Here is a 12,402-nt window from a genome sequence, read left to right as displayed (position 1 = left end):
CGTACCGTGATCCCGCTGGACGTCCGCACGCTTCCGGCCGAGGCCCTGCTGCACGCGGAGTTCGGGTGGCGACCGGCGGCAGCACCGCGCATGTGCTGGCCATCGACTACGGGCTGCGTCCCGTGCTCGCCTCCATGGGTCCCGCGCGCATCACACCGGGCTGGTTCGTGCTGGACAAGCACATCGAGGTCGCTCCGCAGACGTGGTCGCCGCCTGACCACCGGCCGGGGTTGCTCCACCGGCGCGCGGCCGGGCCCCGTGGTGGGCCCGGCCGCGCCAGGTCAGTCGGTGGCCAGCCGGGTCCGCCAGCTCGGTATCGAGGGCTTCCAGTCGAGGGCCTGCCGGACGCGGTCGTTGGACGCGCCGCGCATGGCGGTCAGCTGGTGGGCGGTGAGCCAGCCCAGCAGCCGTTCGGCCAGTGCGGCCGGCACCGTACGGGGCGGGGGCGCGCCGAGCAGTCGGGCGTATTCGGGCAGCCAGACCGCGGCCTCGGCCGGGTCGTCATCGGCCACGTTGAACACACCGCCGGTGTCCGCCTCGACGGCGCGGACCGCGGCCCGTGCGGCGTCCTCGACATGGAGGAACGAGGTGACGCCGGTGGCGGGCTCGGGCAGTGGCAGCCTGCCGCGCGCCACCGCGCCGTGGATCGCACCGCCGCGGTGGTAGAGGGTGCCGGGCCCGTACAGGGTTCCGTAGCGCAGGACGATGCCGGAGAGGTTCGCGGCGCCCAGCACCCGGTGCTCCAGCTCGGTGATCGCGCGGGCGGTGAGCGCCCAGCCCGGATCCGGTGCGTCGAGATGGAGCGGTGCGTCCTCGGTGAGCACCGGCCCGCCGTGGGGAGCCGTGGCGAACGCGATGCTCTGCGCCACCATCCGCCGCGCTCCGGCCGCCTCGGCCGCCGCGATCAGATGCGCGGTGCCTTCGGTGCGCAGCCGGGCGGTGTGTTCCAGGCCCTCCGCGGTGGGCCCGCGCAGCGCGGTCAGCTGATGCACCACCACCTCGGGCCGGGCCGAGAGCACCGCCGCGCGCACCGCCTCGGCGTCCAGCGCGTCGGCCACCACGACGCCGTCCAGGCCCGGCCCGGCCGCCCCGGACGGCTCCCGTACCAGCGCGGTCACATGGTGGCCGCGGGCGCTGAGCAGCGGGACCAGCGCCCGGCCGATCACTCCGGTGGCCCCGGCGACAAGGACTCGCGCCGTCATGCCGCACCTCCCTGGGCCCGCATCAGCAGACGGCAGGCGGGATCGCCGTCCCGCAGACACGCGGTGGCGCAGTTGCGGGTGAGTTCGACCCCGAGCCCCTCCGACCACCCGGCGTGGATGTCGGTGCACGGGCACTCGTAGCCGTCGAGCGAACCGGCCATCCGGACCATGGTCACGGCGAAGTTCTGCCGCATGGTCAGCTCGATATCGCCGTCCGGGAGCACCGCGGTCCCGCCGTCGCGCAACTCGTTCGGGAACATCCACTCGGAGCAGGCGTCGTACCGGCGGCGGAGTTCCTCGAGGTCGGCGGCCGGTTTTCCGCCGAACTGACGGCGGATCCGCTTGCCCACCTGGACGGCGACATAGCGCAGCGCCTCGGCGTTGATCTCATTCGCCACGTCGTGCCCGAACCTCTTCGCCACGCCCTGGTACCAGCGAGCGTCGTGCAGCCACCACTGCCGGTACACGTCCATGGTCCTCGGGCGGGGGCTCGTGCCGTGGCCCGTGTGGTCGAGCGCGGTCATCGCACCTTCCCGTCCAGCTCGCCCGCTGCCACCCGGGCCCGGAACCGCTCGCGCATCTCCCGCTTGAGCACCTTGCCGGTGGCGCCCTTCACCACCTCGCTCGCGTCCATCCGGAGCGCTCCGGTCAGTTGCGGGAAGCCCTCGGCCGCCAGCACCCGGTTGACGTCGGCCGTCCATCGGGCGTCGTCCCGGTCCGCCGCTCCCGCGTCCGCCGGGTCCGCGTCCGCCGTGCCCGCGCGGAGCTGCAGCAGGGCGTAGGCGTCGGCGGTCCCGTCGCCGTCCCAGTCCGCGTGTACGCCCTCGGGCGCGACCGCCACCACCGTGCAGTCCTCGAGTTCGGGCAGCTCGCGCAGCAGCAACTCCTCGGTGCGGGTGCTGAACACGATGCCCGCGGGGGTGCGGATGGCGTCCGGCGCGCGGTCCAGGTGGTAGAAGTTGCCCTCCTCGTCCCGATAGGACAGATCGCCGGTGAGCCAGTAGCCACCGAGCCGCAGCCGGTGAAAGGTCAGCGAGTCGTTCCAGTATCCGGGGGTGAGCGTGGGTGAGCGCACACCGAGGCGGCCGATCTCGCCGGGCGGCAGCGGTGTGCCGTCCTCGGAGAGCACCGCCGCCTCGGCGAAGCTCATCGGTTTGCCGACACAGCGGGAGAACGACGACTTGCCGGGCCGGTGTCCGTTGTGGAAGAGCGAGTAGCCGGTCTCGGAGGAGCCGAGCCCGTCGGTGAAGACGGATCCGGAGACCCGGTGGCGCTTCAGGTCCTGGCCGACCGTCTCATGGCTGCCCTGCTCGATCAGCGCCTTGATATGGGTCTCGTGCGCCGCGTCCCCGGTGTTGTACCAGGCCTCCACGCTGGACAGATCGCGTACGGAGAGATCCTGGGCCGCCATCTCCCCGTAGGTTCCGGCGAACGCGAACACCGTGGTGGGGCGGAACGACTCCATGGCGTCCAGGACGTCGATCCCGCGCTGGCTGGACAGCATGCGGACGGGCGAGCGCAGCAGGAAGCCGAACAGCATGACCGAGATGGCGGCGTTGTGCGAGCCGGGCAGCGCGACCAGCAGCCTGCCCATCGCGGAGCCGACCGACAGCTTCAGCCGGTGCAACTGCGCGTACAGCAGGGTTTCGTGGGTGTGCGGTACGGCCTTGGGCATACCGGTGGTGCCCGAGGAGTGGGAGATGATGATCGGGTCGGTGGCGTGGTGGGCGTACGGGTAGGTCGCGGGGAGGGGTGCGCGGTGCTCCGCGCGGATGTCGGCCGCGGTGACGCAGAAGCCGAGGCCCAGTTCGGCCCGGCCGGGGGCCAGGACCTCGTGGTGGGCCCGGTCGGTGATGGCGCCGACCGCGCCCTGGCGCCGTACGTACTCGCGGGCGATCTCCGGGCGGAGGTTGCCGTTGACGAACGAGGGGATCGCGCCCAGGGAGGTGAGGGCGAGGAAGTTGATGGCGAACTCGGTGCTGGACCAGGTCTGGATCGCCACCGGGTCGCGGGGCCCGACGCCCTGGGCGTGGTACCAGCCCGCGTAGACCTCCACGGCCTCGTGCAGCTCGCCCAGGGTCAGTACCTCGGGGTGGCCGCCGTCCGGGGCCTGCCAGGTGGCGTCGGTCCACAGGACCTGCTCGTCGAGCGATCTGCCGTACGCCTTCAGCCGGTGGATCACATTCCCGGCCCCCAGGGCGGCGTCCCCGCTGATCCGCGCGCGTTCCTGTTTGGTGATCATGGTGTGGGTCCTTGGATTCGGGCGGCCAGCTCGACCAGGCCGCGAAGGGTGCCGTACTCCCCCGAGGGGGCGGACGGGATGTCGGACGGCGGGTGCGGGAGCGGATCGTCCCGGTCCAGCACGATGGCCACGGCCAGGTCCGCGGCGGGCGGGCCGGTCCGGAGCTCGCGGTACGCCGCCGTGGTGCGCTCGGAGCCGGTCAGCTCGACCCCGATCAGCACGACGCGGTCCAGCTCCTCGTCCTCCAGCAGCAGTTCCGCGGCGGCCAGCAGCTCATCGGCCGGGTCCGCCACGGTGGACAGGCAGAGCAGCGGCCCGGTGATGGCGAACTCGCGGCTGAGCTGCCCCAGGACCGCGTTGGCGGTGGACTGCATGAACAGCAGCGGATTGTGCACCTGCCCGGCCACGAGCAGGCGGCTGCCGAGGTCGAGGGTGGCGGCGTCCCCCATCGTGCTGGCCAGGACCATGGCGGTCCTCGAGCCGTCGCCCGGCCGGGCGGTCAGGCATCGCTCGACGGCCTCGTACACCATCGGGTTGAAGGGGGACTCCACGAAACCGGCGACCGGTGGCGCGGAGGGGCCGGACATCGCGGCGATCATGCTCGCTCCAGTACCAGCGCGGTGTTGGCGCCGCCGAACGCGGCGTTGAGGGTGAGGGCACGCCGGAGGTCGGCCTTGTGCGGGCGGTTGGGCACATAGTCGAGGTCGCAGTGCGGATCCGGTTCGGTGAACCCGGCGGTGGGCGGCAGCACCCCGTCCCGCAGCGCGAGCAGGGTGATCACGAGTTCCACGACTCCGGACGCCTCCAGCAGATGTCCCGTGGTGCTCTTGGTCGAGCTCACCGGCGTCCGGGCGGCCGCCGCGCCGAAGAGCGTGCGCAGGCCGCGTGTCTCGGCGGGGTCGTTGTACCGGGTGGCGGTGCCATGCGCGTTCACATAGTCGATCCGGGGGCCGCCCGCACGCCGCAGGGCCTGGCCGGCGGCCATGACCAGCCCGGCACCTTCGGGGTGGGGCCGGGCGATGTGGTGGGCGTCGCCGGCGGCGCCCCAGCCGGTCAGCGCGCCGAGCGCACGGGCTCCCCGGCGCCGGGCGCTCTCGGCGGATTCGAGCACCACGGCGGCGGCTCCGTCCCCGAGCAGCAGACCGCTGCGGTCGGCGCAGAACGGACGCACCATCCCGTCCCGGGAAAGGGCGAATCCCGAGTCGAACTTGGCCAGGTTCTCCTCCTCCACCAGATACGCCCCGGCGCAGACCGCGGTGTCGGCCCGGCCGGAGGCGATGAGCCGGCAGGCGTGGGTGATCGCGGTGGCCGAGGCGACGCACGCGCTGGTGAACGCCAGCCGGGGGCCGCGCAGGCCGAGAGTGTCCGCGAGGGCCTCGGCCTGCCACCCGGGCACGGTCTGCGCGGCGCCGCCGGAGTCCGCCGCGGCGGGGGCTCCGGGCGAACCAGATGAGCCGGTCGAGCCGGGTGAGCCGGGTGCGCCGGGTGAGCCGGGTGAGCCGGGTGAGCCGGGGGAATCGGTGGACCCGGGAGCGCCGGGTGCGTCCGCGGTGCGCCAGAAGCGGGTCAGGCCGGTGAAGTCGCCCGCGGTCCCCACCAGGACGGCGGCCCCGGCACCCGTCGGCAGCCCGGCCATGGCGACCGCCGCCCCGGCGACTTCGGCCAGCACCTCCCGCAGCGGGGCGGCCGGACCACCGGTGGCGGCCCGGCCCGTCCGGTACGGGCCGGTGTCGAAGCGGGTGATCGGCGCGAAGGCGGGCCGCCCGTCGAACACGCCCTCCCGCACGGCGTCCGCCCCGGTGCCGAAGGCCGTGCGCACCCCGAATCCGGTCAGCAGCACCTCACGGCTCATGGACGTCCACCAGGTAGTCGGTGATCCGGCGTATCGAGGTGAATTCGGCGAGGAAGGCGTCGGCCGGCTCGACCTCCAGGCCGAAGCGCAGCTCCAGTTGGTGCAGGAACCACACCAGCCCCAGCGAGTCCAGGGCGAATTCCGCGTCGTCGTCCAGGCCGGGCGGCAGATCGGCGAAGATCTTCGGGTCGGACAGCAGTTCCCGGACGGCGTCGGTGGTGATCCTCGGCCGGGCTTCGGATTCCGCGGTCATGCCGTGGCGCCCCGCTCCACGACATCGTTGATCAGGTCGCCCAGGTTCATCGCGCCGGCCTGCTCGATATCGCTGTCGGGGAACTTCACGTCGAACCGGCGCTCCAGACGGAGGAGCAGCTCGATCAGGCCCAGTGAGTCGATGTCGATTCCGCCGGTGCCCATGGGGCTGTCATCGCTGATCTCGCCCGCTTCGAGCGGATGGTTCATCTCCTCGCTGATCGTGCTGAGCACGAACTCGCGGATCTCCTTCTGCAAGGCCGTCTGCGTCTCCATGGGTGCGCAACCTTTCTGTGCCACGGGGGTCGATGGGGGGTGGTCGGCAAGGGGCGGTCAGCGGTCGGGAGCGCGGGCGAGCAGGGTGTCGCGGCGCCTGACCAGCTTGCCGTTGGAGGTGCGGGGCAGATCCGCCAGGACGTGGACGACGCTGGGCACCTTGTAGTCGGCCAGCCGGTCCCGGCACCAGCGCAGCAACTCCCCCGCCGAGGGGCCGTCCGCCGCGACCGAGACATAGGCTTCGGTGGCACCGGCGTGCACGACCACGGCCCCGCTGACCCCGGGGTGCCGGCGCAACACGGCCTCCACCTCGGTCAGATCGACCTTGAGGCCGCCGATGACCACCAGCGAGTCGCCACGGCCCAGCAGCCGTACGGCGCCGGAGGGATCGAGCTCGGCCCGGTCGTGGGTGCGCAGCCAGCCGTCCATGAACCGGTCGCCGCCGGAGGCGTGCAGATACGGTGAGCCGTCCGGCAGCCAGACGTCCAGCTCGCCCTCGCGGATCCTCAAGAGCACACCGGGCGCCGCCCGGCCGACCGAGGGCCGCGAGGCGCCGCTCACCTCCATCGCGACGACGCCCGTCTCGGTGGTCCCGTACGACTCGCCGACCCCGGTGCCGAACCGTTCGGCGAACCGCGCGGCGGTCCGCGGCGGCATGATCTCCCCACCGGAGACCGCGGCGCGCAGGGCGGGCAGGGCGGGCAGTTCCCGGGCGGTGCTCAGCAGTTCGTAGTGGAACGGGGTACCGAAGATCACGTGGACGTCGTGGCGCCCGGCGGCGCCGAGGATGTCCTTGGCCGACACCCGGGGCGCGAAGACCGCCGAGACGCCCGCGGCGAGGGAGTGCAGCACCCCCGCGATCAGGCCGAAACTGTGCGCGGTCGAGCTCAGCAGCAGCACCCGCTCGCCCAGGACCGGCATCCCCTCGATCCGGGTGAACCGCTCGATCTCGGCCGACAGGGAGGCGGCGGTCCGTCCGATCACCTTGGGCAGCCCGGTGGAGCCCGAGCTGAACTGCACCAGCCGGTGCTCGGTCGTCGCCGGGCGGCCGTCCGGGTACCGGGAGGTGACCACCTCGTACCTGGGCTCGAACTTGAGCGGTGAGCGGCCCGCCGTACCCGCGTCGACCAGGAACTGGGGGTGGCACAGCGAGCGCAGGGCGGCCACTTCGGACGGTTTGAGCCGGTGGTCGACCAGCATCACCTGGGCGCCCAGCCGCCACAGCGCGAGCAGCACCTCTATCTGGGTGCAGCTCGGCGGGATCTGGAGCATCACCGTACGCCCCTCGCCGATGCCGTGTCCGGCGAAGACCGCGGCCTCCATGTCCACGGCGGCCCGGACCTCGCCACGGCTCACCGGGTGGTCGCCGTGGACGAGGTAGGGCAGCTCATCGGGATGGGCGTCGAACAGTGTGTCGACGAGCTCCCGCATCGATGCGCTCATCAGTGTTCCTTGCAGAACTCGCCGATGGGGAAGCCCACATGGCGCTGGTCCGTGGCCAGGTAGCCGAGCAGCTCGTCGCCCTGCCGCAGCTCGGTGACGTTGTGGACCTTGCCGCCGGGCCCGAGCACCCGTACGTGCCAGTCGTCCTGGACGGTCAGGCTCACCACGGTGCCGTCGGCCGACCGCGCGGTGATGGTCAGCAGCGGACGGGACTCCAGCTTGGCCCGGCCGACCGTGACCGGCCGGGTACGGCCCTCGGAGTTGACGGCCAGGGTCGTGCTGCCCGAGCCCAGCTCGCTCAGGTAGTTGGTCCGGTTCTCCGGGCCGAGCACATAGGAGTGCAGGGCGCCGGCGTTGACCCGGAACGGACGGGTCGGCATGTACGGCAGCGGATGGGTCTCGCTGCAGCACAGGATGAAGCCGGTCGAGTACGAGCCGACCAGGATGCCCTCGTCCTCGGCGAAGTGGGTGCAGGTGTCCACGCACACCCGGTCGCCGAGCCCGTGGTGCTCGATGCGGTCGACGGTCAGCGTGGTCAGCTCCAGCGGGGAGGTTCCGGCCTCCAGCAGCCGGGCCAGCGCGAACACCTCCCCGGCGTCGGAGGGAGCCAACAGGACTCCGTCCGAGCCGCGTTCGAGCACATCCAGCACGGTGGCGGCCTCGTCCAGGTCCGCACAGACGGTGATCAGCTTTCCGGCGGCGCGGTCCGCCGCGGCCAGCACGATCTCCAGGGGGATCTTGGTCGGGTCGGCGAAGCGGACCACGGTGTGGGGCAGCGCGACCGCGGCGGCGCACGCCAGCCGCAGCGACGGTTCGTCGTGCACATCGACCCAGGCGGCGGTGTCGGCGTCGAGGTCGTACAGCTGCTTCTCCTCGGTCACCGCCGCGGTGGTGACGGCGGTGACGGTGGGGGGCAGCGCCTTGAGGACGGATTCGTCATCGCAGAGCACGCCCTGCATCCGGGTGTGGATGGCGGCGTCCACGACGGACTCGAGCCGGGCCTGCGGAACGGTGCGGAGATCGATCCATGCGAACTTCATGCGGCTCCTGTCGCGATCGTCGAGGGGTGGGGGGTCGTTCCGGCGTCGGCGGCGTGCACAACGGCGGCGAGCCGGGCCACCAGCGAGGAGGGTGAGGGCGAGGAGAAGATCCGGCGGCCCACGGCGAGGCCCCGGCAGCCCGCGAGCATCAGCGAGGTCCCGTGACTGACCAGGTCCGAGCCGTCGGGCGGGCCGCCCGCGGCGAGGATCGGCAGCGGACAGCTGTTCACCACCTCGGCCATCCGCTCCATCGGCAGGGCGATCGAGGTCTTCACGAGGTCGGCGCCCAGATCCGCGGCGATGTTGACGGCATGGGCGAGCAGCGCCGGGTCGTGCGGATCGGCGATCCGCGGCCCCCTCGGGTAGATCATCGCGAGCAGCGGCATGTTCCAGAGGTCGCACGAGGCCGCGACGGTCCCGAGATCCTTGAGTTGCCGGTGCTCGGTGTCCGATCCGAGGTTCACATGTACGCTCACCGCGTCCGCGCCCAGCCGTACGGCCTCTTCGACGTCGCCGACGAGCACCTTGGCGTCGGTGTCGGCCGCGTGCACGGTGCCCGCGCTCAAGTGAACCACCAGGGCGCAGTGGCGCAGGATGTCCGGTGCGATCGCGCGGGCCCGGCCCTTGTGGACCACGACCGCGTCCGCGCCGCCGTCCACCAGGGCCCTCAGCAGCCCGTTCCAGCGGGCCTGGGACACCACCGGCCCATCGGACACACTGTGGTCGAGCGGGACGAAAAGATATCTTCCGTCCCCCGTGACCGAGAGCCTCCGCATCCGGAATGATTTACCAATATCGGTCATGTGCCAGGCACACCTCTCCCAAGGGGCGAACCGTGCAGGGGATTGCGGAGACAGAATGGCACGGCCATGCAAAAGCGAGCGGATATCGAATCTCCATAACTCTGCGGTTATGCGACTCTGAGGAATTTCTGAGATTGCTCTGACAGGCTGTCCGACGGCTATTCCGCCGGTGGCCAAAACCGCGTTTTCCTGGAGGCTGGTTTGACCGCCTTGACCGACCCGGTACGCATCTCGATCGCCTGTCACGGCGGACGTGGCCACACCGCCAGGCTGGGTGAGGCCGTACGAGCCGGGGCGAGCCGGGTTCCGCACACCGAGGTGACGTCCATCCAGGTCGACCGGATCACCGATCAGGAGTGGCATCGGCTCGACGACGCCGACGCGATCATCTTCGGTGCCCCGACCTATATGGGCACGGCCTCGTCGGCCTTCCACACCTTCGCGGAGGCGAGCGCCAGACGCTGGCTCACCCGCCGCTGGCAGGACAAACTGGCGGCGGGTTTCACCAACTCCGGATCGATGGCCGGGGACAAGGCCGGCACCCTGGGCTATTTCGCCACCTTCGCCGCACAGCACGGCATGCTCTGGGTCAGCCTCGGGCTGCCACCCGGCTGGAACTCCTCCTCCGGCAGCGAGTTCGACCCGAACCGGCTCGGCTTCTACCAGGGCGCCGCCGCGCAGTCCCCCGTGGACGACAGGACGGGGACGGTGCACAAGTCCGACCTCGCCACCGCGGAACATCTCGGGCACCGGGTCGCGGGACTCACCCGGACCGTTGTCGCGGGCAGACGAGCGCTGGAGTCGTGAGCCACCGGCCCGCCGCGCCGGCCGCGGCCGGGGACGAGGGCCGTGCCGTGGCGACCACCGCCCGGCAGTGGTGGACCGTGGCCGTGGCGGTCCTGGCGCAGACGCTGGTCCTGCTGGACAACACGGTCCTCAACGTGGCGATGGAAACCCTCGCCGATCCGGTCCATGGGCTCGGGGCGAGCGCGGCGGACCTGGCGTGGGCCAACGCCTCGTACTCGCTGGTCTTCGCCGCGGGCAGCTTCGCCGGAGGCGCGCTCGCCGACCGCTATGGACCGCGCCGCACCCTGGTCGCCGGGCTGGTGCTGCTGGCCGGCGCCTCCGCGCCGGCCGCGTTCTCGGACGGGGCCACGGAGCTGATCGTCACCCGCGGTTTCATGGGCGCGGGCGGGGCGCTGATCACTCCGGCGACGCTGGCGATCGTCACCCGCGGTACCGCGCCGGCCGACCGGACCCGGGCGATCGCGGTCTGGGCCTCCGCGGGCGGCGCCGCCGTCGCGCTCGGACCGGTGGTGGGCGGTGCGCTGCTGACCCGGTTCTGGTGGGGCTCGGTGTTCCTGGTCAACCTGCCGGTGGTGGCGGTGTGCCTGGTCGGCGCGGGTCTGCTGGTGCCCGAACTGCGCTACGCCGAGCGCAGGGTGCTCGACCCGCTGGGCCTGGCGCTCTCCGTACTGGGTCTTGGCCTTGTGGTGTACGGCGTCATCCGGGGCGGCCGCCCGTCCGGCTGGACGAGCCCGGCCGCGCTGCTGCCGCTGGCGCTCGGCCTCCTCCTGCTGGCGGCGTTCGTGGTGTCGCAGAGCCGCCGGGCCGTGCCGGGCTTCGATGTGCGCCTGTTCACCGAGGCGCGCTTCGCGGGCGGCAGTGTGACCCTGCTGCTGCTCTTCCTCGGCCTGGCGGGGCAGCTCTTCTACTGCGCCTTCTATCTGCAGGGGGTGCACGGACTGTCGACGCTGGCCGCCGGGGCCGTGATGGCGGCCGCAGCGGGCGGCATCGTCCTCGGCAACCAGGTCTCCCCCGCGCTGTCCCGGCTGCTGACCGTCCGCTGGTGCGCGGTCGCCGGGATACTCCTGTCGAGCGCCACCTTCGGCGGCTATCTGCTCTTCGACGCGGACACCCCGGTCGCCTGGATCGCCGGGACGCTGCTCGCGCAGGGCCTCGGTATCGGGCTGGTGGTCGCCCCGATGACGGCGGAGATGATGGCCGCCCTGCCACCGCGGTACACCGGTGCCGGGGCGGCGATCAACGCCGCGGCCCGGCCGGTGGGCAGCACGCTCGGGGTCGCGGTGCTCGGCTCGGTCCTCGCCACCTCCTATCGCGGGGCCGTCCGGCCCGCGCTCACCGGGCTGCCTCCCGGGCCACGGGAGAAGGCCCTGGACTCCGCGGAGGCCACCCGGGCGGTGGCGAGATCGCTGAACCGGCCCGAGCTACTCGCCGCCGCGGACCGGGCCTATCTGCACGCCATGTACGTCACCGCCGCGTGGACGGCGCTGCTGTCCCTGGCCGGTGCCGTCCTCGTCATCGGGTATTTCCGGCCGCGACCTTCAACGACGGAGGCAGGAAGTGGATATGGGGCTGCGCCATCTTCGAATCGTGCTCACCGTGGCTGAATCGGGCAGTATCAGCCATGCGGCCGCTACTTTGAAGATCGCCCAATCCGGCCTGTCCACACAGCTCAGACGCATTGAGCAGGAATTCGGCGGGCCGCTGTTCCGGCGCCGTCCGAACGGTGTGGTGCCGACCGAACTCGGCGTCCATGTGCTGGGGAGGGCCAGACAGTTGCTCGACGAGTTCGGCGATCTGCTCTCCACGGCGCGGACCCTGGCCCAGCCGGCCGAACCGCCGCGGGCCGTCGGGCTGGGCGGAGTGGACAACCCCTGGGTGCCCCTGATCGCCGCGCTCGTCCGGGAGCGGCTGCCGCACCATGAGCAGCTGACCTATCTGGAGCCCTCGTCCCAGGCCGTGCTGGAGCTGCTGCGCACCGAGAAGATCGCGCTCGCGGTGATCAGCGAGTTCCCGGACGTCGTGCCGCCCGCGGTCCGCGAGTTCGCCGTCCGCGACCTCGACACCGAACCGGTGCTGATCGGTCTGGCCCCCGGCCATCGGCTGGCCCACCGGCAGCTGATCACCCTCGAGGAGTTGGCCGAGGACACCTGGGTCGCGCCCGGCGACCGGTCCGACGGTCTCGGCCTGAGTCTGCGGATCGCCTGCGAGCGCGCGGGGTTCACCCCCCGGTTCCGGTACTTCGGCGCCGACCAGACGACCGCGGCGGCCATCGTGAGTGCCGGGAACGCGATCGGGGCCTTCTTCGCACCGGGCGACCACTGCCCGGGGGTCTCGTTGAAACGGCTGGCGAACGGCCGGCTGTGGCGCCGTACCCGGCTGGTGTGGGACGCCGAGTCGCCGCTGGCCGGACTCGCCGAGGACCTCGACGGCGGCGCGCTCGACTGGCGCCGGCCGTACGCCTCGTGAGCCCGGCCGCGGACCCGGC

At 72.2% G+C, this 12,402-nt stretch carries 13 protein-coding genes and 1 pseudogene; 4 read left to right on the top strand and 10 right to left on the bottom strand.

What is annotated here, in order from left to right:
* Window positions 1–65 precede the first annotated feature (65 nt).
* Window positions 66–191, top strand: a pseudogene (locus NP777_RS47615) (NADPH-dependent FMN reductase); the annotation flags it as partial.
* A gap of 90 nt (window positions 192–281) precedes the next feature.
* On the opposite strand, the gene NP777_RS04855 reads toward NP777_RS47615, so the two are convergent.
* The 10 genes from NP777_RS04855 to NP777_RS04810 are packed head-to-tail and all read right to left on the bottom strand — an operon-like array spanning window position 282 to window position 9,110.
* On the bottom strand, window positions 282–1,202 hold the full coding sequence (locus NP777_RS04855; RefSeq protein ID WP_256648780.1) for an NAD-dependent epimerase/dehydratase family protein: 921 nt from the start codon (window positions 1,200–1,202) through the stop codon (window positions 282–284).
* Window positions 1,199–1,726, bottom strand: a complete 528-nt coding sequence (locus NP777_RS04850) for a hypothetical protein (RefSeq protein WP_256648779.1) — start codon at window positions 1,724–1,726, stop codon at window positions 1,199–1,201. Before NP777_RS04850 ends, NP777_RS04855 begins: the two co-directional genes overlap by 4 nt.
* On the bottom strand, window positions 1,723–3,444 hold the full coding sequence (locus NP777_RS04845; RefSeq protein ID WP_256648778.1) for a class I adenylate-forming enzyme family protein: 1,722 nt from the start codon (window positions 3,442–3,444) through the stop codon (window positions 1,723–1,725). The genes NP777_RS04850 and NP777_RS04845 overlap by 4 nt, the downstream gene beginning before the upstream one ends.
* Entirely contained in the window at window positions 3,441–4,043 is a 603-nt protein-coding gene (locus NP777_RS04840; protein WP_256648777.1) for a hypothetical protein, read from the bottom strand. The genes NP777_RS04845 and NP777_RS04840 overlap by 4 nt, the downstream gene beginning before the upstream one ends.
* On the bottom strand, window positions 4,040–5,296 hold the full coding sequence (locus NP777_RS04835) for a beta-ketoacyl-[acyl-carrier-protein] synthase family protein (protein WP_256648776.1): 1,257 nt from the start codon (window positions 5,294–5,296) through the stop codon (window positions 4,040–4,042). Before NP777_RS04835 ends, NP777_RS04840 begins: the two co-directional genes overlap by 4 nt.
* A complete protein-coding gene (locus NP777_RS04830; RefSeq protein ID WP_256648775.1) occupies window positions 5,286–5,549 on the bottom strand; it encodes a phosphopantetheine-binding protein in 264 nt (87 codons plus the stop codon). Before NP777_RS04830 ends, NP777_RS04835 begins: the two co-directional genes overlap by 11 nt.
* A complete protein-coding gene (locus NP777_RS04825) occupies window positions 5,546–5,824 on the bottom strand; it encodes a phosphopantetheine-binding protein (RefSeq protein WP_256648774.1) in 279 nt (92 codons plus the stop codon). Before NP777_RS04825 ends, NP777_RS04830 begins: the two co-directional genes overlap by 4 nt.
* A 57-nt stretch (window positions 5,825–5,881) precedes the next feature.
* A complete protein-coding gene (locus tag NP777_RS04820) occupies window positions 5,882–7,267 on the bottom strand; it encodes a class I adenylate-forming enzyme family protein (RefSeq protein ID WP_256648773.1) in 1,386 nt (461 codons plus the stop codon).
* Window positions 7,267–8,307, bottom strand: coding sequence for a 3-dehydroquinate synthase II family protein (locus NP777_RS04815; RefSeq protein ID WP_256648772.1), 1,041 nt, complete (start codon window positions 8,305–8,307; stop codon window positions 7,267–7,269). The genes NP777_RS04820 and NP777_RS04815 overlap by 1 nt, the downstream gene beginning before the upstream one ends.
* Window positions 8,304–9,110 (bottom strand): 2-amino-3,7-dideoxy-D-threo-hept-6-ulosonate synthase, encoded by an 807-nt coding sequence (locus NP777_RS04810; RefSeq protein ID WP_256648771.1) that lies wholly within the window; start codon window positions 9,108–9,110, stop codon window positions 8,304–8,306. The genes NP777_RS04815 and NP777_RS04810 overlap by 4 nt, the downstream gene beginning before the upstream one ends.
* Window positions 9,111–9,320: 210 nt before the next feature.
* On the opposite strand from NP777_RS04810, the gene NP777_RS04805 reads away from it, so the two are divergent.
* Genes NP777_RS04805 through NP777_RS04795 form a run of 3 tightly spaced genes read left to right on the top strand, consistent with a single transcriptional unit; the run spans window position 9,321 to window position 12,383 of the window.
* Complete coding sequence (locus NP777_RS04805) at window positions 9,321–9,917, top strand: flavodoxin family protein (protein WP_256649085.1); 597 nt, start codon at window positions 9,321–9,323, stop codon at window positions 9,915–9,917.
* Window positions 9,914–11,521, top strand: coding sequence for an MFS transporter (locus NP777_RS04800; RefSeq protein WP_256648770.1), 1,608 nt, complete (start codon window positions 9,914–9,916; stop codon window positions 11,519–11,521). Before NP777_RS04805 ends, NP777_RS04800 begins: the two co-directional genes overlap by 4 nt.
* Window positions 11,481–12,383 (top strand): LysR family transcriptional regulator, encoded by a 903-nt coding sequence (locus tag NP777_RS04795; protein WP_256648769.1) that lies wholly within the window; start codon window positions 11,481–11,483, stop codon window positions 12,381–12,383. The genes NP777_RS04800 and NP777_RS04795 overlap by 41 nt, the downstream gene beginning before the upstream one ends.
* Window positions 12,384–12,402: the final 19 nt, after the last annotated feature.

It is taken from the genome of Streptomyces rugosispiralis (assembly GCF_024505145.1).
In the GTDB taxonomy this organism is placed as follows: domain Bacteria; phylum Actinomycetota; class Actinomycetes; order Streptomycetales; family Streptomycetaceae; genus Streptomyces; species Streptomyces rugosispiralis.
The sequence above is the reverse complement of the archived record's forward strand: the minus strand, read 5'-3'. Positions and strand labels throughout refer to the sequence as shown.

Coding starts and splice junctions, on each gene's coding strand:
- NP777_RS04825 (WP_256648774.1), bottom strand. CDS start 5,824: ATGGAGACGCAGACGGCCTTGCAGAAGGAGATCCGCGAGTTCGTGCTC.
- NP777_RS04795 (WP_256648769.1), top strand. CDS start 11,481: ATGGGGCTGCGCCATCTTCGAATCGTGCTCACCGTGGCTGAATCGGGC.
- NP777_RS04830 (WP_256648775.1), bottom strand. CDS start 5,549: ATGACCGCGGAATCCGAAGCCCGGCCGAGGATCACCACCGACGCCGTC.
- NP777_RS04820 (WP_256648773.1), bottom strand. CDS start 7,267: ATGAGCGCATCGATGCGGGAGCTCGTCGACACACTGTTCGACGCCCAT.
- NP777_RS04835 (WP_256648776.1), bottom strand. CDS start 5,296: ATGAGCCGTGAGGTGCTGCTGACCGGATTCGGGGTGCGCACGGCCTTC.
- NP777_RS04810 (WP_256648771.1), bottom strand. CDS start 9,110: ATGACCGATATTGGTAAATCATTCCGGATGCGGAGGCTCTCGGTCACG.
- NP777_RS04815 (WP_256648772.1), bottom strand. CDS start 8,307: ATGAAGTTCGCATGGATCGATCTCCGCACCGTTCCGCAGGCCCGGCTC.
- NP777_RS04845 (WP_256648778.1), bottom strand. CDS start 3,444: ATGATCACCAAACAGGAACGCGCGCGGATCAGCGGGGACGCCGCCCTG.
- NP777_RS04840 (WP_256648777.1), bottom strand. CDS start 4,043: ATGATCGCCGCGATGTCCGGCCCCTCCGCGCCACCGGTCGCCGGTTTC.
- NP777_RS04850 (WP_256648779.1), bottom strand. CDS start 1,726: ATGACCGCGCTCGACCACACGGGCCACGGCACGAGCCCCCGCCCGAGG.
- NP777_RS04855 (WP_256648780.1), bottom strand. CDS start 1,202: ATGACGGCGCGAGTCCTTGTCGCCGGGGCCACCGGAGTGATCGGCCGG.